Origin of the sequence: Bacillus pumilus (genome assembly GCF_038738535.1) — a bacterium.
Classification (GTDB): Bacteria; Bacillota; Bacilli; order Bacillales; family Bacillaceae; genus Bacillus.
In genome coordinates this window covers 3285123-3308445 of sequence record NZ_CP046128.1, presented here as the reverse complement: position 1 = coordinate 3308445, position 23323 = coordinate 3285123, and the positions used below count along the sequence as shown (strand labels likewise).

25 protein-coding genes are annotated in these 23323 nt (G+C 44.4%); 15 read left to right on the top strand and 10 right to left on the bottom strand.

What is annotated here, in order from left to right:
* Nucleotides 1-12: 12 nt before the first annotated feature.
* A complete protein-coding gene (locus GKC25_RS16905) occupies nucleotides 13-1371 on the bottom strand; it encodes an aldehyde dehydrogenase (protein WP_034660392.1) in 1359 nt (452 codons plus the stop codon).
* A gap of 170 nt (nucleotides 1372-1541) precedes the next feature.
* Here GKC25_RS16905 and GKC25_RS16900 point away from each other — a divergent pair, with 170 nt between their 5' ends.
* From GKC25_RS16900 to GKC25_RS16890, 3 genes are all read left to right on the top strand, one after another.
* The gene (locus GKC25_RS16900) at nucleotides 1542-1874 is read left to right on the top strand and encodes a YwdI family protein (RefSeq protein WP_034660391.1); all 333 of its coding nucleotides are present in this window, start codon (nucleotides 1542-1544) and stop codon (nucleotides 1872-1874) included.
* 33 nt (nucleotides 1875-1907) lie between these two features.
* Nucleotides 1908-3215, top strand: coding sequence for a purine/pyrimidine permease (locus GKC25_RS16895; protein WP_034660390.1), 1308 nt, complete (start codon nucleotides 1908-1910; stop codon nucleotides 3213-3215).
* A 70-nt stretch (nucleotides 3216-3285) separates the two neighbouring features.
* Complete coding sequence (locus GKC25_RS16890) at nucleotides 3286-3657, top strand: DUF423 domain-containing protein (RefSeq protein ID WP_003215282.1); 372 nt, start codon at nucleotides 3286-3288, stop codon at nucleotides 3655-3657.
* Nucleotides 3658-3698: 41 nt separating this feature from the next.
* On the opposite strand, the gene GKC25_RS16885 is transcribed toward GKC25_RS16890, so the two are convergent.
* The 3 genes from GKC25_RS16885 to GKC25_RS16875 all read right to left on the bottom strand — a co-directional run bounded on the left by GKC25_RS16885 (nucleotide 3699) and on the right by GKC25_RS16875 (nucleotide 5878).
* Nucleotides 3699-4316 (bottom strand): cupin domain-containing protein, encoded by a 618-nt coding sequence (locus GKC25_RS16885; RefSeq protein WP_106038295.1) that lies wholly within the window; start codon nucleotides 4314-4316, stop codon nucleotides 3699-3701.
* 130 nt (nucleotides 4317-4446) lie between these two features.
* Nucleotides 4447-4989: a spore coat protein GerQ gene (gene gerQ / locus GKC25_RS16880; RefSeq protein ID WP_187704222.1), complete on the bottom strand. Its 543-nt coding sequence runs from the start codon at nucleotides 4987-4989 to the stop codon at nucleotides 4447-4449.
* A 223-nt stretch (nucleotides 4990-5212) separates the two neighbouring features.
* Complete coding sequence (locus GKC25_RS16875; RefSeq protein ID WP_223249932.1) at nucleotides 5213-5878, bottom strand: YIP1 family protein; 666 nt, start codon at nucleotides 5876-5878, stop codon at nucleotides 5213-5215.
* Between the two features lie 184 nt (nucleotides 5879-6062).
* Here GKC25_RS16875 and GKC25_RS16870 point away from each other — a divergent pair, with 184 nt between their 5' ends.
* From GKC25_RS16870 to GKC25_RS16815, 12 genes are all read left to right on the top strand, one after another.
* A complete protein-coding gene (locus GKC25_RS16870; protein ID WP_034660732.1) occupies nucleotides 6063-6833 on the top strand; it encodes a glycosyltransferase family 2 protein in 771 nt (256 codons plus the stop codon).
* A gap of 6 nt (nucleotides 6834-6839) precedes the next feature.
* A complete protein-coding gene (locus tag GKC25_RS16865) occupies nucleotides 6840-8252 on the top strand; it encodes a spore coat protein (RefSeq protein ID WP_034660386.1) in 1413 nt (470 codons plus the stop codon).
* A 21-nt stretch (nucleotides 8253-8273) separates the two neighbouring features.
* The gene (locus GKC25_RS16860) at nucleotides 8274-9452 is read left to right on the top strand and encodes a DegT/DnrJ/EryC1/StrS family aminotransferase (RefSeq protein WP_187704221.1); all 1179 of its coding nucleotides are present in this window, start codon (nucleotides 8274-8276) and stop codon (nucleotides 9450-9452) included.
* On the top strand, nucleotides 9449-10324 hold the full coding sequence (locus GKC25_RS16855) for a GNAT family N-acetyltransferase (protein WP_034660384.1): 876 nt from the start codon (nucleotides 9449-9451) through the stop codon (nucleotides 10322-10324). The genes GKC25_RS16860 and GKC25_RS16855 overlap by 4 nt, the downstream gene beginning before the upstream one ends.
* A 1-nt stretch (nucleotide 10325) precedes the next feature.
* Nucleotides 10326-11450, top strand: a complete 1125-nt coding sequence (locus GKC25_RS16850) for an N-acetylneuraminate synthase family protein (protein ID WP_034660383.1) — start codon at nucleotides 10326-10328, stop codon at nucleotides 11448-11450.
* Nucleotides 11440-12180: a cytidylyltransferase domain-containing protein gene (locus GKC25_RS16845; protein ID WP_034660381.1), complete on the top strand. Its 741-nt coding sequence runs from the start codon at nucleotides 11440-11442 to the stop codon at nucleotides 12178-12180. The genes GKC25_RS16850 and GKC25_RS16845 overlap by 11 nt, the downstream gene beginning before the upstream one ends.
* On the top strand, nucleotides 12177-13205 hold the full coding sequence (locus tag GKC25_RS16840; protein ID WP_187704220.1) for a PseG/SpsG family protein: 1029 nt from the start codon (nucleotides 12177-12179) through the stop codon (nucleotides 13203-13205). Before GKC25_RS16845 ends, GKC25_RS16840 begins: the two co-directional genes overlap by 4 nt.
* Before the next feature lie 2 nt (nucleotides 13206-13207).
* Entirely contained in the window at nucleotides 13208-13948 is a 741-nt protein-coding gene (locus GKC25_RS16835; RefSeq protein ID WP_034660377.1) for a sugar phosphate nucleotidyltransferase, read from the top strand.
* On the top strand, nucleotides 13945-14910 hold the full coding sequence (gene rfbB / locus GKC25_RS16830) for a dTDP-glucose 4,6-dehydratase (RefSeq protein ID WP_034660376.1): 966 nt from the start codon (nucleotides 13945-13947) through the stop codon (nucleotides 14908-14910). Before GKC25_RS16835 ends, rfbB begins: the two co-directional genes overlap by 4 nt.
* Before the next feature lie 3 nt (nucleotides 14911-14913).
* A complete protein-coding gene (rfbD, locus tag GKC25_RS16825) occupies nucleotides 14914-15768 on the top strand; it encodes a dTDP-4-dehydrorhamnose reductase (protein ID WP_060597528.1) in 855 nt (284 codons plus the stop codon).
* A complete protein-coding gene (locus GKC25_RS16820; RefSeq protein ID WP_034660371.1) occupies nucleotides 15761-16216 on the top strand; it encodes a dTDP-4-dehydrorhamnose 3,5-epimerase family protein in 456 nt (151 codons plus the stop codon). Before rfbD ends, GKC25_RS16820 begins: the two co-directional genes overlap by 8 nt.
* Before the next feature lie 103 nt (nucleotides 16217-16319).
* Nucleotides 16320-17111: an SDR family oxidoreductase gene (locus GKC25_RS16815; RefSeq protein ID WP_286203252.1), complete on the top strand. Its 792-nt coding sequence runs from the start codon at nucleotides 16320-16322 to the stop codon at nucleotides 17109-17111.
* A 14-nt stretch (nucleotides 17112-17125) separates the two neighbouring features.
* Here GKC25_RS16815 and GKC25_RS16810 read toward each other — a convergent pair whose 3' ends face one another.
* The 6 genes from GKC25_RS16810 to GKC25_RS16785 all read right to left on the bottom strand — a co-directional run bounded on the left by GKC25_RS16810 (nucleotide 17126) and on the right by GKC25_RS16785 (nucleotide 23225).
* Nucleotides 17126-18319, bottom strand: coding sequence for an aminotransferase class I/II-fold pyridoxal phosphate-dependent enzyme (locus tag GKC25_RS16810; protein WP_034660730.1), 1194 nt, complete (start codon nucleotides 18317-18319; stop codon nucleotides 17126-17128).
* A gap of 17 nt (nucleotides 18320-18336) precedes the next feature.
* Nucleotides 18337-19758 (bottom strand): ATP-grasp domain-containing protein, encoded by a 1422-nt coding sequence (locus tag GKC25_RS16805; RefSeq protein ID WP_034660369.1) that lies wholly within the window; start codon nucleotides 19756-19758, stop codon nucleotides 18337-18339.
* Between the two features lie 15 nt (nucleotides 19759-19773).
* Nucleotides 19774-20535, bottom strand: a complete 762-nt coding sequence (locus GKC25_RS16800; protein WP_034660368.1) for an SDR family NAD(P)-dependent oxidoreductase — start codon at nucleotides 20533-20535, stop codon at nucleotides 19774-19776.
* Entirely contained in the window at nucleotides 20532-21239 is a 708-nt protein-coding gene (locus GKC25_RS16795) for a cupin domain-containing protein (RefSeq protein ID WP_034660366.1), read from the bottom strand. Before GKC25_RS16795 ends, GKC25_RS16800 begins: the two co-directional genes overlap by 4 nt.
* 1 nt (nucleotide 21240) lies before the next feature.
* Entirely contained in the window at nucleotides 21241-21843 is a 603-nt protein-coding gene (locus GKC25_RS16790; protein WP_034660365.1) for a bacilysin biosynthesis protein BacA, read from the bottom strand.
* Between the two features lie 149 nt (nucleotides 21844-21992).
* Nucleotides 21993-23225: an MFS transporter gene (locus GKC25_RS16785; RefSeq protein ID WP_034660363.1), complete on the bottom strand. Its 1233-nt coding sequence runs from the start codon at nucleotides 23223-23225 to the stop codon at nucleotides 21993-21995.
* Between the last annotated feature and the right edge of the window lie 98 nt (nucleotides 23226-23323).

Genomic DNA, 23323 nt, shown 5'->3' with positions numbered 1-23323 from the left:
CCTTCGTCTTGTTTATTTTAAAAATTTACGAACCAAGTCGAGTCCGTTTTTCGCATTTGGATAACGGAAGGAAAAATCGAAGCGATTGGTTTGGCGCAGGACGCTTTTTTCATGTGTAAAAGTAAAGAAGCTTTCTTTCCCGTGATATCGTCCCATGCCGCTTTCGCCCACGCCTCCGAATGGCAGGTAAGGAGTAGCGACATGCATGAGCGTGTCATTGATACATCCTCCGCCAAATGAGAGATGGTCTAGGATATAGGCTTCTGTTTCTTTACTTGTTGTAAATAAGTAAAGAGCAAGCGGCTTCGGCCTTGTTTTGATCATATGCGCTGCCTCATGCAGAGAATCAAAGGTCATGACAGGCAGAATCGGTCCGAAAATTTCCTCCTGCATGACGGGATCTTCCCATGTGATGTGGTCTAAAATGGTCGGAGCGATTTTGAGCTCGTGTTCATTGCGCTGTCCACCCGTGACAATCGTTCCATTTGAGAGGAATTGTGAGAGTCTGTCAAAATGACGCTGGCTGACATTTTTCCCAAAGTGCGGATGTGTTTCAGGGTGTTCACCATAAAAGTCCCGGATACAAGCTGTCATTTCCCGCAAAAGGTCCTCTTTAATGGACTCATGAACGAGCAAATAGTCTGGCGCAATGCATGTTTGCCCTGCATTGGTGAATTTGCCGAAAGTGATTCGCTTCGCCGCTAGTTTGATGTCTGCATCAGGCATGACGATGCAAGGGCTTTTTCCGCCAAGCTCAAGTGTGACAGGTGTCAAATGCTTTGCGGCGGCTTCCATGACGATTTTGCCGACTGCCACACTTCCTGTAAAGAAGATATAATCAAAGGGCAGTTTCAGCAGCTCTGTACTGACATCTACACCGCCTTCTACGACAGCTGCATGGTCTTCTTGAAATACACGTTCCACCATTGCGCTGATTATTTGTGAGACTTGCGGCGTCAGCTCAGACGGTTTTAAGATGACGGCATTACCCGCAGCAATAGCTCCGACTAATGGAGAAAGAGCCAATTGGAAAGGATAGTTCCAAGGAGCAATGATGAGCACACTGCCGTAAGGTTCTTTGATGATCATGCTTTTCGATCCGATATGAGTCAGAGGTGTTCGCGCGCGTGTTGGCTTTGCCCATTTGTGAAGGTGCTTGATGGTATGATTGATTTCTTCATATACCATCCCAATCTCTGTTGTATAGGCTTCTTGTTCGGATTTATGTAAATCATGGGCTAAGGCTTGTAAAATATCCTTTTCATGCTGTTTGATTTCTGCTTTTAAGTCTTTAAGGAGGCGGATGCGTTCTTGAACCGGCGGCTTTTGAAAGACTTTTTGTTTCTGAAAAAGAGAAGTGAGTTTGTCCATTATTCAATCCTTTCATAGACGATTTTGTTCCTTTTATTATGTGTGAAGGGCTATGACGGGTCAAATAAGAGAGGCGGGAGCGCACTGCTTTGAAAAAATGAACCCATTTGGTTTGTTCATTTGGTAAAATAATGTTGAAAAGAGACTTTTTTAGATTGGAGGGTCTACCCTTGAATATTCATATATCAAGCCTGCTTCAAAAAATGGAGGAAGCGGTTCAAAAGGCGAAACAAAGTGGAAATGATGAAGAGGTGAAACGTCATGTGGCAGCGATTTCTTCACTATGTGAGGTCATTCTCGATGCACCCTCACAAGTGCAAATGCCGCAGTCGCCGGTTATCTCGCCACCTTCTTCGATACAGACACCGTCCGCGCCGCCCGTATCCTCAGATCAAGCCATGCTTGAGAAACTGATGGGTGCGAGTGGTGCGAAGAAATTTCAGCATCAAGAAGAGGGGCAAAAAGAGAAGGATGGGAACGGCGACTCTATTTTTGATTTTTAATGGTCTTGTCACGACAAAGGGAAGGTGATCGGTTTGAAACTATTTTTGGGCGCCATTCAGTGGATGGCATTTTTTATCGCAGCTTCTATTGCCGTACCTATTGCGATTGCACAAGCGTTTGAATTGAACCAAGTGCAGTCAGCGGAGCTGATTCAAAGTACATTCTTTTCACTTGGTCTTGTGGCGATGGTGCAGTGTTTATGCGGCCATATGCTGCCGATCAATGAAAGTCCAGCAGGGCTTTGGTGGGGTGTGTATACCCTTTATGCAGGCATGACAGGAACAATTTTTGCGACGTATCCTGAAACCCTGCAAGCCTTACAGGGGGCTTTAATTTTTAGTGCCGCTTTCTTTTTTATTTTTAGTTTATTTAAAATCATTAATTGGCTCGCGTCTTTATTTACGCCAGTCGTCACAGGCATTTACTTGCTGCTGCTAGTTGTGCAGTTAAGTCAGCCGATCATGAAAGGGCTGATGGGCATCGGCTATCGAGGAAATCAGGTGGACGGGCTTGTCTTTTGCTTATCGATCTTGATTATTATCCTTACCTTCATGATCAGCCGCTCAAAATGGCATTACTTAAGGCAGTTTTCTGTGTTATTTGCCCTTGCAGGAGGCTGGCTGTTATTCGCTCTACTCGGGTTGGCAAAGCCGGTTCGAATTCCAGAAAAAATCATCGAGTTTCCGAAGCTGTTCCCATTCGGCATGCCAGTCTTTGACAGTGGATTGCTTGTCACGTCCTTTTTCATTACGATCTTACTCATTGTGAACATGCTGGCAAGTATTCGAATTGTGGAAAGTTCAGTGAAGGCATTTGGTGAACTGCGTGAGCGGAAGAGAGCTCGGCCGGCTGGTTTTGTCGCAGCATTTGGTCACTTACTGAGCGGATTGATCGGTGCCATTGCGCCTGTACCTATTTCCGGAGCAGCAGGATTTATCCAGACAACGAAAATTCCATCGAGAAAGCCATTTTTCATAGGAAGTCTGCTCATTGTACTCATTAGTTTGTTCCCGCTGCTCATGAGCTTTTTCTCCGCACTGCCATCACCTGTGGGGCTTGCTGTAAACTTTGTGGTGTTCTCCTCGATGATTGGGATTGCGATGTCAGAGTTTGATCAGTATGAGAAAGAAGAAATTCCGCGGATTCGCTTTGTCCTAGGGATTGCCGTTTTAGCAGGTGTAGGGGCGATGTTTGTACCGCAGGGAGCCTTGAAAGGCATGCATCCTGTGCTCATTTCATTATTAAGCAATGGTCTTGTTCTAGGTACACTCATTGCGATCGCGGTCGATCAAGTCCTGTTACGAAAGAAAAAGAAATCCGACAATCTCGTGTCAACGTAAAGGGAAAGTTGATTGTCGTCTGTCACCCGCGCTATGATAAACATAATTGACGAGATAAGGAGAATGACGAATGAAACTATTTTTCATTTTAGGTGCGATTAATGCCATGCTAGCTGTTGGACTCGGAGCCTTCGGTGCGCACGGTCTGGAAGGGAAAATCCCTGAAAAGTATATAGAGATATGGAACAAAGGAGTTCAATATCAGATGTTCCATGCGATTGGATTATTTATTGTCGCCTTTCTTGCAGATAAGCTGTCAGGTGTTTCTCTAGTTCCAACCGCTGGCTGGGTGATGCTTGCAGGCATCCTTTTCTTCTCAGGAAGCCTTTACGTGCTGGCATTGACACAGGTGAAGATTCTAGGTGCCATTACCCCAATTGGCGGAGTGGCGTTTATCGCTTCTTGGATCATGCTTGTCATTGCAGCAGCAAAAAATTTATAAGCCAAAAAACCGATGCTCTGAGAGGGGCACCGGTTTTTTTCTTAATTCCAGTAAGGGGCATAGTTTGGCGGGGCTTGATAATAAGGGATGTAGTGAGACGGAGGGACAGGATGCGTTTGTGCCTCCTCTTCTCTGTGGCAAAATGGTCCGATAAACACACTCGGCTTCACAGGCTGCGTCGCCTGTTTCCACTGTGTTTCGTTCATGCAATACGTATGTGCCATGATGTGAGCAGGGGTGAGGGTGAGAAGGTCTGAGCCTAGGATCACTTCTGGCGTAGATGCGTTAAAAATGGCTAACAAATGAGTTCTGTCTTGAAGGGCAACTTCGTAGTGCCACCAGCCTTGAGGTACGTTTGCCACCTGTCCAGGGGTGATGGTATAGGTGTGCAGTTTTTTTGTAAAAGGATTCAGCATCGAGACAGCAGCAGAACCGGCTATACAATAAACAAGCTCTGCGGCATTTTGATGATAATGAGGCTCTACGACTTTGCTTTTACTCAAATATATATCCAGCAGGGATACTTGATCCAACGAGTTTAATTGTTTTTTTCCTAAAACGTTAATCAGATTATGCTGATCGTATTTCACAAGGGGGCTTTGATTCAGATCGTATGAATATTTAACGTTTGGTGATGTATAATCCAGCTCAACAGTCATTGATGTCACCTCTAGGCGTTTGATAAAAACTACTAGGCATCTTATGACCAGCGCCCTAGAGGTGTGTCAAAAACCTAGTCAAAAAAAAGCAAGGGCGCCTGCTCCTTGCTTTTGCTATATGTGGCGTTATCTATCTCGGAGAATACGTGGACATGGAGTATGGATAGTCGTATTGAATTTCCCCATCAAATGTAATGTAATCAAGGTAGATCGTTAATAGTAAGTATCGTGTTCCTGTCTTGTTATCACTAATGATAATGTGGTCACGTCCTGCAGCTTCAATGACGCCTCTAAAAATCTTCGAGTTCCATTCCTTACTTGCCTCAAATGTCATATAAATCGTGGCTACCTTGCCGCGGTTCAATCGTAAAATATTTTCAATATAGGACTGCTCAATAGGCAGCTGTCCGGTGACATTCTGCTGATAAATCGGTCCAGAAGGAATTTGATATGGCTGCCCGCCGCCCTGCGTTCCTTGGCCTCCTTGTGAAGTGCCGGTAGATGGCATTGGCGAAAACCCCTGCTGCATTTGTCCTTGTATTTGACCCTGCGTTTGGGGAGGGACTGAATAACCCATCTGCTGCGCAGGATACGGATTTGCTCCATATTGCTGCTGGCGAAAATCTTGACCTTCGAAACCCGAACCTTGCCCAAATTGATTTTTCAATTTCATAACGTTCCTCCTCTTTCCTCATGGTGTTCTAAACAGAAGGCGCTTAAGCACCTGTTGTTTCCATAGCATTCTTTCTCTCTTTCACACTATGAGACAGGAGGGCAGAATATGTACATTGAACGAAAAAAAGGAACTGCGGTGCAGTTCCTTAGGCGTGGGCAAACCCTCGCGTTCTTTGTCAGGTCTGCGTTTCGTTGCTCACGAATATGATGCTCAACCTTCCTTACATCATCCAATTTACAGCGTGCTGGACATCAAATAAAAGTGTGATGATGACAAAACATACCGCAAGCGGTGTGATCACAATGAAAAAGGCTTGCCATAATCTGAGCTTCATCACAGCGGCAATGCCTAAAACAGTCATTCCAAATATCCACGTCTTTGCATAAGCATCAATCAGTGTCAAAAGATCGAGATAATACCAAACTTCATAATGCTGATCTAAATAAGGTGAGATTTTGACAAACGTATACGGACCAAGCATTCCAATAGTGAAAATCCAACTGAGTGAAAATAAAGCGGAAGGGAAAAAGATCGTCAGCGTGCAGGCTTTGAGCACATCTCGATACGCCGGTTGACTGCCGAAAAAAAGACGCCCTAACCACTTTAGGATGAGTACACCGAAAAATAGAACCAGATTGCCTGCAAGAATACCATATCCCGCTCCTTGTAACAGAATAAAAGGGAACGGAATATGATTGCCCATATACTCGCTAAAATAACCTTCGTAGACCCAGCCTGTACCAGCGATACTTGCAAGGAGCATCATCAGCCAAATTGGAATAGAGGAACGTTGATATGAGCGAATAATCGTTTTTGTTGCGACGAAAATTTTAAAAAATCGAAAAAAACCTTTTGCTTCCTCTTCTTGGGAGTGATCATTCTTCATAGCTTCCAATGTTCTTTACTCCTTTAATACACATAAATGATTACTTATATTACCAAAAAGTTTGCAATTTTCAAAGGTAGATCGATAAAAAAATACAATTTTATAAAAAATAGGTCATTCTACAGTCTCTTTGAGAGGAGACACATATGATAAACATAGTTTGAAAGAGACCGAGGTGAAAACTTTGACAAAAGTAACTGTCATTATGACGAGCTACAACAAGGCGGCTTACGTCGGCAAATCGATTGAAGCGGTCCTGCAGCAGACGCTGTCAGACTTTGAACTATTTATCATGGATGATGGTTCAAACGAAAAAACCCTTGCTGCGATTGAGCCCTTTCGCAAAGATCCCCGTGTTCATTTTATCCAAAGCGGTGTCAAATCGCTGGAGGAGAGAACAGTGAAAACCCGATACGCCGTCCTGATTAATCAAGCATTAGAACTGGCAAAGGGCGAGTATATTTCCTATGCCACAGATGACAATGTCTATGCCCCGGACCGTTTAGAGAAGCTCACTCATTATCTAGATGCACGACCAGGTGAGGATATTGTCTATTCTGCATCGAAAGTAATCTATTTAAATAGCAAAAAAGAGCCAGTAAAGGAAACGATTCGACCTGCGCAAACGGTGCAATGGAATGCACCCTGTGCCATTGATCATTGCTCAGTCGTTCATCGTGCATCTATTTTATCAAAGATTCAAGCTGAATTTGGGTCTTACTGGGACGAGAGTCCGCATTTTTATCGAATAGGAGATGCCCGGTTCTTTTTTCGATTAAATCATTTTTATCCGTTCTATCCCTTTGATGAAGTTTTAGATACAAATTACATCACAGAACAGTCGATTCACTATCAGCTGGCAGAAGAAGAGAAAAGTGCCTTTATTCAAGCACTTCCTGAGCAGTCTACCTGCTGGGAGCTCCGCCACATATTAAAACAAAGACATGGGAGGTGACCTGAAGTGTCGCACTATATTCATCATTATTGGCAGGTGTACTTTGAGTATGTGAATCTCATGAAGGATTTGTCCTATAAACAAATTCCTCTTGGGTTGATCAGCAATTTCTATCAATATATCAGTCCTGAAGTGAGGGAACGCATGGAGGAGGAAGCATTCGGTCAAGAATTGACAACCGATTGTCCATTACCGGAAGAGATTCAGCCATTTTTTGATCAACATAAGCAGCAGATCAAGCGAATTGCTTATCGTCCGGCGAATGGAAAGGTATTGCTTCACTTTGAACATCTGCGTTTTACTGAACAAAATTACACGCGGTTCCATACGAGTCAAACGGTGGTACTCGCTCGCTGGAAGAAGGCAGATTATTTCGGTTTACCCGTCATCAGCAAGCCGGAATTAGCCGGAGAGGTTAATAAAGAAGCCCATGCTGAATATATTGAAAAAGCAAATGCTCTCCTTAAACCTTACGCAAAGCACCCCGTCTTTGGCAATGTCTTTTTTAGAGAAAAGCTTCGGAAGGACATTGTGCAATTTATTGATGTGATTGACCAGACAGAAGTTCTCTTTCAGATGGAGCCAATTGCAGCCGTCATTGTGGGGACGACGGAGGATGCTTACAGCCGCGTACTGGCACTGCAAACAGTGAAACGCCAGCTCACGAGCATCTGTCTTCAGCACGGCGCACTTATGGGAGACGAAGCCTTTTTGCCGATTTTCACGACGTGTCATGGGGTGTTTGGAAAGTATGAAAAGGACTGGTATGTAGACAAAGGCTGTCAGCCGGAACAGGTGGAGATCACAGGTCATCCGAGGTTTGATTTGGTGAAGGATCGAACGCCGCTTCAACAGGAACTCATCTTTCGTAAATTGAACTTCAATCCTGCCAAAAAGACCGTGCTTGTGGCAACGCAGCCGTTCTCAGAAGCCTTCTATGGTGATGTTCTTAAAACGATTGCAAAACGGAAAGACATTCAGTTGATCATGAAGCCGCATCCGTGGGAAATTGCCCGAAACCGATTAAATGAGTATGTGTCCATTGAACGAGCTGGAAATCATGTGAGATTGATTAAAAAAGATATCGACTTATATGACCTGCTGCCATATATGGATATGGTCATTACGCTCACATCAACCGTCGGTCTTGAAGCAATGCTCTTTGAAAAGAGTGTGCTGATCGGGAAAATGACAGAAGGCAGAAGATACCCTTATTACGAGTCGCTTGGCAGCTATCATATGGAAAACCCTGTTGAACTGGCTGAGAAAGCCATTCGTATTTTGTCGGATGATCAAGAGATGAAGCTGGCAAAGCAGCAAGGAGCTCAATTCATTAAACAACATTATCCGCATGCGCGATCGACCGATGTTCTGCTTTCTCTGCTTAAAACAAAAACAGGTGTGGATTTTCAGAGATGAAGATAGGGGTGTGCAAGCGATATGGAAAAAAAGAGAGCGCAATTTCTTCCTTATGCCCTGCCGTTGATTGAGCAGGAAGAAATTGACGAAGTCATTGGAACATTAAAATCCGGCTGGCTGTCAACCGGACCAAAAGTAAGACAGTTTGAAGAAGAGTTTCGGCAGCTGACCGGTGCAAAACATGCGATCGCTGTCAATTCATGTACGGCTGCTTTATTTTTAGCCTTAAAGGCTAGAGGGGTTGGGAATGGGGATGAGGTGATTACAACGCCTCTGACATTCTGCGCAACAGCCAATACGATCATTCATACAGGGGCAGCACCTGTATTTGTCGATATTGACCCAGCGACTCTCAATCTCGATGCAGAGAAACTAGAAGCGGAGATTACACCACATACAAAAGCGATTGTCCCTGTTCATTTTGCTGGTCAATCGTGCGATATGGACCGGATTTTAGCCATTGCCAAAAAGTACGATCTATTTGTGCTCGAGGATGCCGCTCATGCTCTGTATACAACGTACCATGGCCAGCCCATTGGAGCGATTGGTGATGCGACTGCCTTTAGTTTTTATGCGACGAAAAACATAGCGACTGGAGAAGGCGGCATGCTGACGACAAATGATGATGCACTTGCCGCACGAATCAGAAGACTAGCACTCCATGGGATGAGCAAGGGAGCGTGGAATCGTTATGGAGAAAAAGGAACGTGGTACTACGAGGTCGAGGAACCTGGCTATAAAATGAACATGTTTGATGTGCAGGCATCATTAGGGCTTGTCCAGCTAAGTCGTCTGGATGATATGCAGGCACGGAGAGAACAAATTGCGAAAACATACAATCAGGCATTTCAAAAAGAAGCAGGGCTGATCCTGCCGCCTGTCCATCATGAGGGAAGACATGCATGGCATTTGTATGTACTGCAAGTGGATCCAAAAGAAGCATTCATCACACGCGATGAGCTGATTGATCAGCTGCAAAAGGAGTATAAAATCGGCACGAGTGTTCACTTTATCCCTGTTCATTTGCATCCATACTATCAACAAACCTACCACTATTCACCAGAGGATTTCCCTGAGTCACTCGCTTACTACAAGCGGACACTCTCACTGCCTCTTTATCCAAGTATGACCGATGAAGATGTGCAGGATGTCATCACTGCGGTGTTGTCTATTTTAAAAGATCAGAAGGCATCTTCATGAAGGCCGTTCATGCAATAGACGATCAGGTGCTGTCCGCTTGGCTGGAGAAATACGGCCAACAAGCTGAACAAATGAAAGGCTTCAAGCAGTTTGGTCTTGTCAGTGGCGCCCAGCTCAAAGCGGTGCTGTTATTCGACTGGTCAAAATGGGAAAGCGGCATATTTGATCAGCATATTTTTCATGTGAAGTTTGCGGAAGCTGAGTCATCATCTGCTTTTCAAGAATTGATGGAGCGCTTCATCAATTGGATGAGAACAGAAAAATGCGATTTTTTCTTTTTACGTCTTGAAGCGGCTGATCTTGAAAAAAACCGCATCGTCCAAAGGCTGTTACATGTGTACTATGTGGGCGGTCTCACTCGGCTTGAGGCGCCGCCGGTTCACATGGAGGTGCCATTAACAGGTGAAGATGTGGTGATAAGTCTGCCGGATGAAAAGGAATACGATGAGGCGGTTTCACTTGGTCATCAGGCTTTTGTGAAAAGCCGGTATGCACTCGATCCATTTTTAGACCAGAATGTCGTCCAGCATTTCTATCAAGAATGGATGAGAAACAATTTGCTCGGACGTGCAGATATCAATCTCGTGGCAAAGGTGAACGATGAAGTCGTGGGCTTGATACAAGGGATGACCAAGGGCGATGAGATGGCGCTTGAGCTGTTTGCGATTAGACCGGATGTACAAGGAAAAGGGATTGGGAAAAAACTGTTTATCGAGATGATGAAGGTCTCTTATGAGAGAGGGCATCGTTTTATTTCTGCCGGAACACAGCTGCATAACACAACCGCCATTCAGCTTTACGAAAAGATGGGCTTTAGAACAACAAATGCCTTCTTGTATTACCATGTATGGCCGAAAAAAGGAGAGAGATAAGATGGCGCATTTCTATATTGGAGATCGCAAAGTGGGGGATGGTGAGCCTGTTTTTATCATTGCAGAGGCAGGCATTAACCATGATGGAAAGCTGGATCAGGCGCTTGCTTTAATTGATGTGGCAAAAGAAGCAGGTGCCGATGCAGTGAAGTTTCAAATGTTTCAAGCTGATCGGATGTATCAAAAGGAACCGGGTTTATACGAAACAGCCAAGGGAGAAGAGGTATCCATTTTTTCTTTAGTCGAACAAATGGAGCTGCCGCCAGAATGGCTGCCAGCTTTATTGACGCGCTGCGAGGAAAAAGGGCTGATGTTTTTAAGCACAGTGTGTGACGAAGAATCTGCGGATCTATTGAATCAAACCGATCCGCCGGCTTTCAAACTGGCATCCTATGAAATCAATCATTTGCCTCTTTTGCGTCACACGGCTTCTTTTCAAAAGCCCATCATTTTCTCAACAGCCGGAGCCACTATTGCAGATGTTCATGAAGCATATGAGGCGATTACAAGCGAGCAAAACCATCAAGTCGCCATTATGCATTGCGTAGCAAAGTATCCAGCACCTAGAGCTTATACGAATCTTCGTGTGCTTCAAACCTTAGCCTCGGCTTTTCCTGAGGCAGTCATTGGCTTTTCTGATCATAGTGAGCATCCAACTGAAGCCCCTGTTGCCGCTGTGAAGCTTGGGGCAGCCATGATTGAAAAGCATTTCACGGTAGATAAGACGCTGCCTGGGGCCGATCATTCCTTTGCGCTCGATCCAGAGGAATTAAAGGAAATGGTTCAGCATATTCGAGCGGCGGAAAAGGAACGAAATCAATCAGAAGCAGACACTCATTCTGTGTCAGAGGAGCTCCTTGGCAGTTCTTATAAAACGACAGCAGCCATTGAAGGGCAGATTCGTAAATTTGCGTATCGAGGGATTTTTACAACAAAAGGTATTGCAAAGGGCGAGACTTTGACAGCACAAAACATAGCCGTATTACGTCCAGGACAAAAAAGCCAAGGTCTGCATCCGCGGTACATGGAGATTTTACTTGGTGCCAAGGCTGTGAGAGACATCCCAGCCCATACAGGCGTTTCGTGGAAAGATGTGCTCATGCAGGAGTCCGAGCATGATCAATGATGTGCTCTTTGTCATACAAGCTAGAATGGGCTCAACAAGGCTGCCAAAAAAGGTGATGAAACCGATCGGCGGTATGGCACTGATCGATTTCATTGTTGAACGGGTAAAGCAATCAGATCATTACAATCACAAAACCCAGAACCTCATGATTGCCACAACAGTCGAGGCAGAGGATGATCTGTTGGCTCAATATTGTTTATCAAAGGGCTATAAGGTATTTCGCGGTAGTGAGATAGATGTACTGCAGCGATTTGCGCAGATTGTCCGTCATTTTGAACCGCAAACCATTGTCCGTTTAACGGGAGATAATCCATTTATAGATCCAGCGCTTTTGTCGAAAATGGTTGAAGAACATAGACAGAAGAAGGCTGATTACACGTATACGACTGGAACGCCACTCGGTATTTCCGGGGAAATGATCGACGCATCAATTTTACGTGAAATCGACAATTTTCCCCTTACGCAGCCGGAGCGTGAGCATGTCACTCTGTATATCCGAAAGCATCCTGAGCGATTTCAACTGCAATTATTCACACCGCCCAAAGAACTCGCATATCCTGCTTATCGATTCACGATTGATACAGAAGAAGATTATGTATTTGCCACCCGTTTACTTGAGAAAGCTGGTGGATCTATTGCTGTGCCTACGGCTGAGCTTATCTCCATTTGTGAACAAGATCCTGATATTGTTCGGTTGAATCAATTTGTGAGACAGAAGGATGCTGAATGAATAAAAAAATCATGATTGTTGTGTACGGTGGTTTTTTAAGAGGGATGGGGCATGTCGCCAGAATGAGACGGCTGGCAAAAGAATTGTTTCAAGAAGGAAACGACTTATATTTCTATACAAATGAACAGATTTGTGTAGAAATGCTCTCGCATCCAGCTTGGCACGTTCATTTAGTGCAGGAACCAAACGTATTCCTTCAAATGGAGCAGGACATAAAAGAGCTGAATCCTGATCTTCTGCTGATTGATGTGCTTGATTGTGACCTCCAGTTTCTTCGATCGATCAAAGCGTCCTCCGGCTCTGCAAGGCTGGTCTTATTTGAAGAAGAAAGAGCAGAAGCCTGTCAGCTTGCTGATGCTGTCGTGAACGGCATTTATGGTGGTCTGGACGAAAAGCGTCTGCAAGTAAATGGAACGGACTATTTTTATGGAACACCTTATTTATTGTTAGATCACGAGATCAGCAGATTAAAAGACACATATGAGGTTCGAAAAGAATGCAAAAAGGTGGTTATCAGCCTTGGAGGCAGTGATCCAGGCGGATTGTTATCAAAGGCTGTATCAGCACTCTTCGAAGCTGGCCATTTACACATTCTAGCGGTTACAGGAAAAGCCTCTCGCATCGAAGAACAAATCGAGGCTGCGCATATTCAATTCATTCGCCATACGGATCAATTACCTGCCCGTCTTGCAGAAGCCGATCTGGCGATTGTTGCTGGCGGGATGACGTTATATGAGGCAGTTTGTATCGGGGTGCCCAGCATTGTCCTTTCGCAAGTAGACCACCAAGCAGTGACAGCCACTCGTTTTGCACAAAAGGGAGCCTGCCACCATCTTGGATTAGGTGACCTTGTGGATGAAAAGGATATATGGCGTGCTGTTGAAAGACTATCCGCCAGTTACTTTCTCCGCAGGAGCATTCATCTCAATGGACGGTCACTCATTGATGGAAAAGGAACCGAACGAGTGAAAAACATTCTTATACACCTCATGAATCATCACCAAAAAGAACATAAGGATGTGTAGATGTGAAGGGAGTTATTTTAGCAGGAGGAAAGGGATCACGACTGGCACCTTTAACGAAGATTTTCAATAAACATTTATTGCCGGTTGGTCCATATCCAATGATTTATTGGTCTTTGTTCAAACTGAAAGAAGCAGGGATTTTAGATGTGATGGTCATATCACAAGAAGAACAAATCCCGCTGTTTCAAAAGCTACTTGAAGGCGATCAGGAACTCGGGATGAACATTGTCTATCAGGTACAGCCTGAAGCTTCTGGAATTTCGGACGGTTTATCCTATGCAAAGCCCTTTGTAGAAGAGGAGAAATTTGTGCTGATGCTAGGTGATAATGTATTTGAGGATTCGCTAAGCCCTTTTGTTGAAGCCTTTCAGCAGCAAGAAAGCGGAGCGAAGGTTCTGTTGAAAGAAGTGGCAGATCCAAAGCGGTTTGGCATTGCAGAAATTGATGCCGCTCACCACCGGATATTATCAATTGAGGAAAAACCGGAGCATCCGCGTTCATCTTACTGCGTCACAGGCATCTATTTTTATGATCAAGAAGTCTTTCAATATATAGAGAAAATCTCGCCGTCAGATCGAGGCGAATTAGAGATTACAGATGTAAACAATCTCTATATCTCAAATAGCCAGCTGACCTATGATATGTTAAAAGGGTGGTGGATTGATGCAGGAACACATGAATCTCTCCACCAAGCATCTACGAAAATGTTTGAAACGATGAAGAAAAAAGAGGGATACGAATGACGAAGTCTTATTTAATTACAGGCGGAGCGGGATTTATTGGACTAAATTTTGTGAAGCTGCTGCTTCAGGAAACCGATGTCCGGCTCACTGTTTTTGACAAGTTAACATATGCCAGTCATCCAGAGGAGATGGATGAATTATTAAAGCTGTCTCATTTTCGTTTTATTCAAGGGGATATCACCCTTCAGCATGAGTTGGATCAAGCATTTGATGAAGTCTATGATGCCATCATTCATTTTGCAGCGGAATCCCATGTTGATCGCAGTATTGAATCGGCTGAGCCCTTTATTCAAACCAATGTGCTCGGCACCTATCGTATGCTGGAGGCAGTCTTAAAAGGAAAGGCGAAAAAACTCATTCATATTTCAACAGACGAAGTATATGGAGATTTGGAGCTGGATGATCCTGCTTTCACAGAACTAACACCACTTTCACCGAATAATCCTTATTCAGCAAGCAAGGCGAGTTCAGATCTGCTTGTGAAATCTTATATCCACACTCACCAATTACCCGCGATGATCACACGATGCAGCAACAACTACGGACCGTATCAGCATGAAGAAAAATTAATACCGACTATTATTAGAAAAGCGATCAATGGTGAAAAGATCCCGATTTATGGAGACGGCCAGCAGATTCGCGATTGGCTGTATGTAGAGGATCATGCGAGAGCTGTAAAGCGGGTCCTTGAAAACGGAACAGCTGGGCAGGTGTACAATATTGGCGGCGGCAACGAGAAAACGAATCTCGATTTGACCCAGACCATTCTGACGCAGCTCGGGATCAGTCATGACCGTATTGCGTTTGTTCAAGATCGAAAAGGGCATGACAGACGGTATGCCATTGATGCCAGTAAGCTGAAACGGGAGCTCGGCTGGACGCAGGAGACGTCATTTGAAGCAGGTATTGAAAAAACGATCAATTGGTATTGTGCCAAATTTGATCAGGGCGAAGAAGGGTGACGGATGAAAGTTTTAATCACCGGTGCAGGCGGGCAACTAGGGAAAGAATTGAGCAGACAGCTCAAGGAAAAAGATATCACCGTCATTGCCTTAACGAGGAGTATGCTCAATATCGCAGACCAGCAAGCAGTCAGACACGCAATGAGACACTTTCAGCCTGATATTGTTGTCAGTGCAGCAGCATATACATCTGTTGATCAATGTGAAACAGAAACGGAAAAGGCGTATCTTGTCAATGGCATTGGCGCCTATTATACAGCGCTGGAGGCAAAGAACGTGGGGGCTGATGTGTTACATGTCAGTACAGATTATGTATTTGACGGGCAAGCAGACAGCCCTTACCAAGTCGATGCACAAGCAGATCCTCAAACCATTTATGGAAAAAGTAAAAAGCTTGGTGAGGAATTGATTCATCTCGTGTCAGACGAAGTGAAAATCATCCGTACATCGTGGCTATACGGACATGAGGGACATAACTTTGTGAATACCATTCTTAGGCTCGCAGAAACAAAGGATCATTTGCGCATCGTGAACGATCAAGTAGGATCACCTACTTATACAAAGGATGTCGCAGAGGCAATCATTCATTTGTTTGATCAGAAGGCAGGGATTTACCATGTCAGTAACCGAGACAGCTGTTCCTGGTTTGACTTTGCGTCAGAAATTGTCGCAAAAAGCGGCCTGTCTACGACCATTGAGCCAATTTCCACGGAAGAGTACGGCTTCCAAACGCCTCGTCCAGCCTATTCTGTGTTAGACCTTCAAGCGATTGAAGCCACAGGCTGGCAACCAAGACATTGGAAGGATGCACTTCACGAATATTTGCAGAAAGAAGGGAGATGGCATCAGCATGATTGATGGTGTACAAACGAAAAGACTCATGAAACATTGTGATGATCGCGGCTTTTTTGCAGAGCTCATTCGAGATGATGAGCCGATGCTGAAACGCTTTGGGCAGGCATCGTGGTCGAAAAGCTTTCCAGGAGTGATCAAAGCCTTTCATTATCATGAAAAGCAAGACGATGTTTGGTTTTTCCCAGCAGGTCATGCCCAAGTCGTTTTATACGATTTGCGTGAGGATTCTCCTACAAAGGGTCAAACCGACGTGTATTATATGGGGGAAGACAATCCAATGCTGCTCCTCATCCCAAAGGGTGTCGCACATGGCTACCGGGTACTAGGCGAGACGCCGCTGCAAATTGTGTATTTCACGACAGAGTCTTATGACCCGAAAAACCCAGATGAAAAGAGAATCGCATGGAATGACGAGACGATCGGATTTAATTGGGAAACGACATTTAAATAAAGAACAGAGGCCTTTCGCAGGAGAAAGGTCTTTTTTTGTTGAAATACATTCTATATGTGTCATTTTATGTATGTTTACTAAGTTGAGTAGAAAAGGGATGTGGATGAGTTTGTCTAAAAGAATTGCATTTGTCACAGGGGCAAGTACAGGGATTGGAAAGGCAATCGCCATAAAGCTTGCCGCCCAGGACCATGTAAAAGTCATCATCAATTCTAGAAATCAATCCTCACTAGAAGATGCGCAGCAGCACATTGGGCGTATGGCAGAAACAAAAGAGCCGGTGTCTCTTTTCTGTGGAGATATGTCCCATGAAGGAGTGCGGGCTGAGGCCTTTGCGGCAATAGAAAACGAGTTTGGCAGACTGGATGTGTTGATTAATAACATTCCAGGAGGGAAGCCAGATACTTTTGATTCATGTGAAAGTGAGCAGATGCTGGCAGCATTTTCTCAGAAAGCCATTGCGTACATTGATACGATGAAACGTGCGGCAGCGATGATGAAAAGACATGAATACGGCCGGATCATTCAAATTGTCGGGAACCTCTGGAAGGAACCTGGTGACCAAATGTTTACGAACAGTATGATGAATGCAGCGATTATCAATGCTAGTAAAAATGCAGCCACACAGCTTGCGCCCTCAGGAATCACAGTGAATTGTTTAAACCCAGGATTTATTGCTACAGATCGGTATGAACAATTTATCGGAAACATGATGCGTCAACAGTCATTATCACGCGAAGAAGCTGTAAAAGCTGTTGCGTCAGGAATCCCGATGCAAAGAGTAGGTTCAGCGAGTGAAATGGCTTCATTAGCCGCTTTTATCGCATCAGAGGAAGCCTCCTATGTCACCGGACAGCAAATATCTGTCGATGGTGGTTCGATGAAAAGTATATAAATATGAAAAACCCGCTATATGCGGGTTTTTTGATGAAAGCGAATCGGCAGTATATGGAGCCGATTGATAAAAAGGGCAAGCTGTTCAATTGGCGCCACCATTGAGATGCGGACATGACGTCTTCCATGTGCTCCAAATACACCCCCAGGCGTCACGACGACATCTGCATGCTCGAGTAAATAGTCGGCAAAAGCATGAGAATCCTCGAAATCATCAGGGATCGAAGCCCATAAATAAAAGGCGCCGGCTGGACGTTCAATGGTCCATCCAAGCTGCTTCTCCGCTTGACGGATGAAGAAATTCATTCGTTCAAGGTAGACTTCTTTCAAGGATTGAATATGACAGTCATCACTTTGTAAGGCAATGGTGGCGGCTTGTTGAAATCCGCCATACATACTGACAAACACATGATCTTGGAAGGCGTTTATGGCATGAATGATGTCCTCATTCCCTACAGCAAAAGCGACTCTCCATCCTGCCATATTGAATGTTTTGGATAAAGAATATAATTCCACGCCTACTTTTTTTCCAAGAGGTGCCTTTAGAAAGCTTACTGGTTTTTGCTCATAATGAAATGAACCATAGGCAAAATCATGAATCACATGCAGACCGTGAGCTGAGGCAAATTCCGCAGCCTCTTCAAAAAATGCTTCACTTGCCACAGCACCTGTAGGGTTATTCGGATAATTTAAGAAAAGAACCTTTGCCTTTTTTAACACGTCTGGATCAATTGACGGGAAATTCGGCAAATAGCCATTTTCCTCTTCCAGTCGGATGCAGTATGGCTTTGCGTCCGCCATCAAGATGCCTGAATGATATTCTGGGTATCCAGGATCGGGGACAAGGGCAATGTCCCCTGGATCAAGCAGGCACTGACTCATCACATAAAGGCCTGTTTTTCCCCCATTGAAAAGGGCAATCTCCTTCTGCGGGTCAACCTCAATGCCGAATTCCTTTCTGTAGAAATCTGCAATGGCTTGCTTGAAAAAGTCAAAGCCTCTAAAAGGAGCATATTGCTGAAATTGCAAAGTGCCTGCTGCCTCTTGAAGGGCGCTCACAATATGGGCAGGAGTAGGAAGATCGGGATTTCCCTGACCAAGGTTCACAATGTTCGCTCCGTTTTGTGTTTTATGTGCAATTTTCTCAAATACGGTTCCAAATTTTTGTTCTGGCAGCCGTTCAATCATGTTAGATGGTAAGATCTTCACCACGTTACCCTCTCTTTCTATCCCTTCACTAGTTCATCCATTAACTGAATGGCTGCCTGCTTCTGAATGTTACGGATGGATGCGGCAACATCCTGAGAAGACGAGCCTTTTAATTCAAGAGACACGATGCCATTAAATGCTTCAAATAAAGATAGGTCCACAAAGGTCCCTTTAGGTGGGACGGATTCACTGATGATGACAGTATCTCCAACCAAAGTGGCCTGCTGAATATGCACATGATCAATGGTGATGTGTGTGACCTCAGGCGGAATGTGTCCGCTCTCTTTGAAATGCTGAGGGTATAAATGACAGTCTGCTAAATAATGCGTATGTCCAGAAAGCAGTTCTTTTGGCAAATCAGCCTTTTTTCCATCGACTAATACATCAATCAGCAGCTTGGCCATATCTACCCCAAAGACCTTTTTGATATTCGGAATCATATTCCAGCCAGCAAATCTAGCTGCTGATTCGATTAATCCGGTTTCTCGATTTTTCATGAGCTTGATTTCTGTATGAGTGGCACAGTTTTCAAGACCTAGCCCTTCATTTGCCTTCTTTGCTGCCTCAATGATGAGTTGCTGGGCTTCATTGTCTAGGATCGACGGAGTAATATGAGCCGTTTCTGTAAAACCGATTTGAGGGGTCTTATCATGAATGACAAAAGGGATATATTCACCCTCAACGACTAACCCTTCAACACTGACATAATCAGCGTAGCCGTCCTCTTGATACCAATCCTCGTAAGCACCCTCTAAGTATGTTTCAGCGACAAACGGAGCTTCATACGTCACAGCGTTTGGAACGGGAATGGTTTGCAAATAGGATTGTACGTTTAAAAAGAGATCATCACTGCCGGCTCGGTCATGAAAAAGGGTCACGCCAATGGAGCTTGCTAAATATGTAGGCTTTAAAATAAGCGGTGTCCCGATATGTTCAATGGCTTGCTGGAAATCAGCTAAAGTAGTGACAGGCTGAGTTTTTACTGCTTTGACCCCAGCCGCGTTGAATGCAGCCCTCATTTGACTTTTATCACGCGCTAATTCAGCTGCCTTTACCCCAGCGCCGCGCAGTCCAAGACGCTCAGCGGCTTTTGCCATTGGTGCAATGAATAATTCATTATTGGTGGTGATCGCATCCGCTTTGAAAAAGGAAGCCACACGAACTAGGTCGTCCACCACCTCTTCCTCGGATTTCAGATAATCGTCATGTGCCCAGTAAATAGAATCTGGGTGTTCAAAAGAAGGGTTTGTGTCAAAATAATCTCGATCTTTGATGACGGCAATGGAGTATTTTTCGATTAGCTCAGCGTGTCCCTTTGTAATAGCAAAGGGTCTCGGGATATAAGAAACGATATGATACGATGCAGCCACGCTTTCGTAAAACATATGGGGCGGGCATCCTCCCAGATCAGCAATGACAAGTACGGTTTTTTTACTCAATGAAAGCACTCCTTTTTATCTAGCGGTGTAACCGCCATCTGCTGTGACAACACTTCCAGTCATATAACTGGATAGATCAGAGGCGAGAAACAGCATGACGCCCGCAATTTCTTCGGGTTTTCCGAGACGAAGTAATGGGTTCACCTTTGCTTTTTCTTTTTTGACAACCTCAAGACTTTCTGAATGATTGTCTAAAAATGATTTTTCATTTAATGGCGTATCAATAATGCCCGGGGCGATACAGTTCACCCTGATTTGATGGGCGGCATAGTCGACCGCCATGGATTTGGTTAGCTGGATGACACCGCCCTTTGTTGCGTTATAGGCAGGAATGTCAGGCCAGCCGACAAGACCCCCGACAGATCCTGTATTGATAATACTTCCGCTTTTCTTTTCAAGCATATGCGGCAATGCATGCTTACTCATAAGAAATACACCCGTCAGGTTGACCTGTACAATGTGGTTCCAATCCTCCAGCGTCATCTCGTGAACGGGGGAGACAATTTCGATGCCTGCATTGTTAATCAAAACATCAATTGTTCCAAAACGGTTCAGCACGAACTGAACGGTTTTTTGACAGTCAGACTCATTCGTAATATCTGTTTTGAAAAACGCAAGATGCTCGTGCGGCAATGATTCGACGAGTTGTTTGCCGCTCTGTTCATTGATGTCAGCCACTGCTACTTTTGCTCCATGCTCAAGGAAAAGCTTGACTGCGGCAAGCCCAATCCCTGATGCACCTCCTGTAATCAGGACGACTTTTCCGTCGAGGTTCATTTCTTCACCTTAGACGCTTTTGGCTTCAACCGATTATAGCGGGGAGGGAAGAAGAGATTAATAGACTTTGATGCTTCCGGCTTTGGATTTATCGCACCATGATCTTCCTTTGGATCACAGAAATAAGTGGTGCCAAATTCCATTTTCTCTGTAAAGCCTTCAATGGTCATATCATAACCTCCGCTGATGCAAATGCCGATTTGTTCATTGCGGTGTTTATGAAAAGGCATTTCACCGCCATTTCCAGGAATGTTGGCAATCATGAGCTCCATCCAATCCTCAACAAAAAAGGTGACTTCCATGCCAGGGAGTAAATCCCGTGTTTTGAAAATATCTAAGAAATAAGTAGGAGGGGCCGTATATTCCTCGCCATCTTTTAATCTCTTAATATCAATGGCAATCACTTCTTCATCTGTCAGGTTAGATGCGCCGTGAGGGACAAAAGGTGGTGCGATATAGGCTAATTCTAAAGGGGTGAGCAATTGGGTCGATGGGCCGACCGTCATTTGAAGCTCGCCTTTTAATACGATACCGATTTGTGCTTCGTGATGCTCGTGAGGTTCTATGATCGTGTGAGGAGGGACGTATGAAATTAACACTTCCGTATCACCTCTGACCGTGGAATATTGTGTGACACCATTCTCCCATTCTACTTTTTTGGCTTGAGGAAAATATCGTTCTTGCGTCTTTTGTTCAGTTTGCATATTATATCTCTCCTTTTCCGAATATGGACCAGCTCATTGGGATGCTTTTAAACGTTCGAATGAAGGTGAGGCCGTATGTGGCTCTGGCTACCTCATTAGTTAAAGCGAAATCAAATTCGCCGTCTCTTACTTTTTGTGCGGCAGTACTTGTAGAATTGACCAGCTCAAATTCAGCATTTTGGTGAATGAAATATTGAATCAAATTGACAGGTGCAGGGTGAGAGACAATTTTTAAATGGTGGAGCATTTGTTCTTGAAATGGGAAATCTGGTCTGACAGCCAAACCATACATGGGTGTGTCACATCTGAAAATTTGTAAAAGCTGCAGGTCAGGTCTCATGTAAAAGTGTTTGATTCCTTCGTATGCGTGTGGAACGAGAGTGTATTGGAGTGCGTTAGAGAGAGTATGTTCAATGCAAGTTTCGAACGTGTCGTAAAGGGATAGTTTCGTATGAGTGCCGAGTGTAGTGGTGGAATGAGAGATGAAATGTTTTGCTGCATATTCACTGCTTGTCCCCTCAGGGCCTAGTGTATTGACTGTAAACATCTTAGGTGAAACGATGGGCTCTTCTTTGAAATGAAAAACATCATTCTTTAAGATCATGTTTACCATCCAATCTTTTTCAAATTTTTACTAGATTATAAAAAATAAAATTGGCAATTGTCAACAAAATTTATAAAAAATGTATTTTATGATGATATTAAAAATTGATCTAAAAAACTGCACATACCTAGATGTGCAGTGAATTGAGCTTACGTTTCAAATGTGTTTTTATGTTTCTGCTGTAAGGTTCGTTCACGTTTATAGCTGGCGAAGCTAATGAGAAAACCAACAAGCGTAATAAGTGCACATACAAGCCCTACCGTATGATAGCCGAAATGGACATAGACAGGTCCCATAAGAGCGGAACCAAGCATAACGGCAAGGTTGGACGCAAGACTGTAAAAAGCCATCACTTTGCCTCGGTGGGTTTGGGAGCAGTCACTTAGAACAGTGCTCAAAAGCGTGACGGATAAACTTTGCATGGCACCCCAAATAAATAGGGCAAAAATCAGCAATGTCCATGAGAAAGGAGCATAAGGAAGTAAGGCGAGAACGAGCGTAATGCCGCCCAGCACTAAGAAAAGAGAACGAGTTTTGCCAAACCAGTCAGCTAATTTTCCTGTAAATACACTCATGGAAAAACCGACGCCGTAAGCCATGATCAGAAGTCCTGCCGTCGATTGTCCTCCAGAAAACAAACTTTGCAGATAAGCTCCTAAGAACGAGTACATGCCATAAAATCCAAGCATATTACAAAATGTCACGGTCAAATAGGCGGGGACACGATCAATTTTCAAAGCTCCCCATAAAGAGCCAGTTTTCTCCCTAGCTTGAGGTGTTCCTGTATTCGCTGTGGCGGTTTGTTTGCGTGATTCAAGGATGACGAGCAGCAGGACAACGAGACTCATGATGGCGAAGATCCAAAATGTCCAGCGCCAGTTCAAACTCTGACCGATAAAGGCGCCAATTGGTACACCAAGGACAAGAGAAAGAGACCAGCTCGACACAATGAGTCCCATCACCTTGCCTCGATATTCGTAAGGAACCCGGTCGCCTACAAGAGCATAGGCTGTTGGCACAAATACACCGGTCGCCAGCCCAGAAATGGCACGGCCAGCAAAAAACACTGCCAAATTCGGGGCAGCCGCACACATCACGGTTCCAATCAAAAAGAAAGAAAGCCCGATGATCAAACACAGTTCCCTTGAATACCGGTCCCCTAAAGGAACGAGCAGCGGGGCTCCAACCAGCACAGCTAACCCATAAATGCTGATGGAAAGGGCGAGAATATCAAGAGAGTGCTGAAAGGAGTTTGATAAATCAGGCAGCAGTGGTGAAATCACCAGTTCTTCCGATCCCGCCGCAAAGACGCCAAGTGTGAGCGCGATGGCAAGTGTGATGGGAAACGTTTTAGAAGCCTTGCTGTCTAAAGATTCTTTCATCAGGTGATCCCTCCATACTTGCTTTTTCATTCAATTCCGTTAAAATAAATTCTACCATTATTTAGTTTTATTTTACATTTCGAATCATAAGTATTATC

Bases quoted from the DNA above. Each gene is read 5' to 3' on its own strand.
- GKC25_RS16860 (WP_187704221.1), top strand. From the start codon at position 8,274: ATGGAAAAAAAGAGAGCGCAATTTCTTCCTTATGCCCTGCCGTTGATT.
- GKC25_RS16850 (WP_034660383.1), top strand. From the start codon at position 10,326: ATGGCGCATTTCTATATTGGAGATCGCAAAGTGGGGGATGGTGAGCCT.
- GKC25_RS16785 (WP_034660363.1), bottom strand. From the start codon at position 23,225: ATGAAAGAATCTTTAGACAGCAAGGCTTCTAAAACGTTTCCCATCACA.
- GKC25_RS16845 (WP_034660381.1), top strand. From the start codon at position 11,440: ATGATCAATGATGTGCTCTTTGTCATACAAGCTAGAATGGGCTCAACA.
- GKC25_RS16820 (WP_034660371.1), top strand. From the start codon at position 15,761: ATGATTGATGGTGTACAAACGAAAAGACTCATGAAACATTGTGATGAT.
- rfbD (WP_060597528.1), top strand. From the start codon at position 14,914: ATGAAAGTTTTAATCACCGGTGCAGGCGGGCAACTAGGGAAAGAATTG.
- GKC25_RS16790 (WP_034660365.1), bottom strand. From the start codon at position 21,843: ATGATCTTAAAGAATGATGTTTTTCATTTCAAAGAAGAGCCCATCGTT.
- GKC25_RS16815 (WP_286203252.1), top strand. From the start codon at position 16,320: ATGAGTTTGTCTAAAAGAATTGCATTTGTCACAGGGGCAAGTACAGGG.
- GKC25_RS16885 (WP_106038295.1), bottom strand. From the start codon at position 4,316: ATGACTGTTGAGCTGGATTATACATCACCAAACGTTAAATATTCATAC.
- GKC25_RS16875 (WP_223249932.1), bottom strand. From the start codon at position 5,878: ATGAAGAATGATCACTCCCAAGAAGAGGAAGCAAAAGGTTTTTTTCGA.
- GKC25_RS16890 (WP_003215282.1), top strand. From the start codon at position 3,286: ATGAAACTATTTTTCATTTTAGGTGCGATTAATGCCATGCTAGCTGTT.
- GKC25_RS16840 (WP_187704220.1), top strand. From the start codon at position 12,177: ATGAATAAAAAAATCATGATTGTTGTGTACGGTGGTTTTTTAAGAGGG.
- GKC25_RS16855 (WP_034660384.1), top strand. From the start codon at position 9,449: ATGAAGGCCGTTCATGCAATAGACGATCAGGTGCTGTCCGCTTGGCTG.
- rfbB (WP_034660376.1), top strand. From the start codon at position 13,945: ATGACGAAGTCTTATTTAATTACAGGCGGAGCGGGATTTATTGGACTA.
- GKC25_RS16905 (WP_034660392.1), bottom strand. From the start codon at position 1,371: ATGGACAAACTCACTTCTCTTTTTCAGAAACAAAAAGTCTTTCAAAAG.
- gerQ (WP_187704222.1), bottom strand. From the start codon at position 4,989: ATGAAATTGAAAAATCAATTTGGGCAAGGTTCGGGTTTCGAAGGTCAA.
- GKC25_RS16795 (WP_034660366.1), bottom strand. From the start codon at position 21,239: ATGCAAACTGAACAAAAGACGCAAGAACGATATTTTCCTCAAGCCAAA.
- GKC25_RS16800 (WP_034660368.1), bottom strand. From the start codon at position 20,535: ATGAACCTCGACGGAAAAGTCGTCCTGATTACAGGAGGTGCATCAGGG.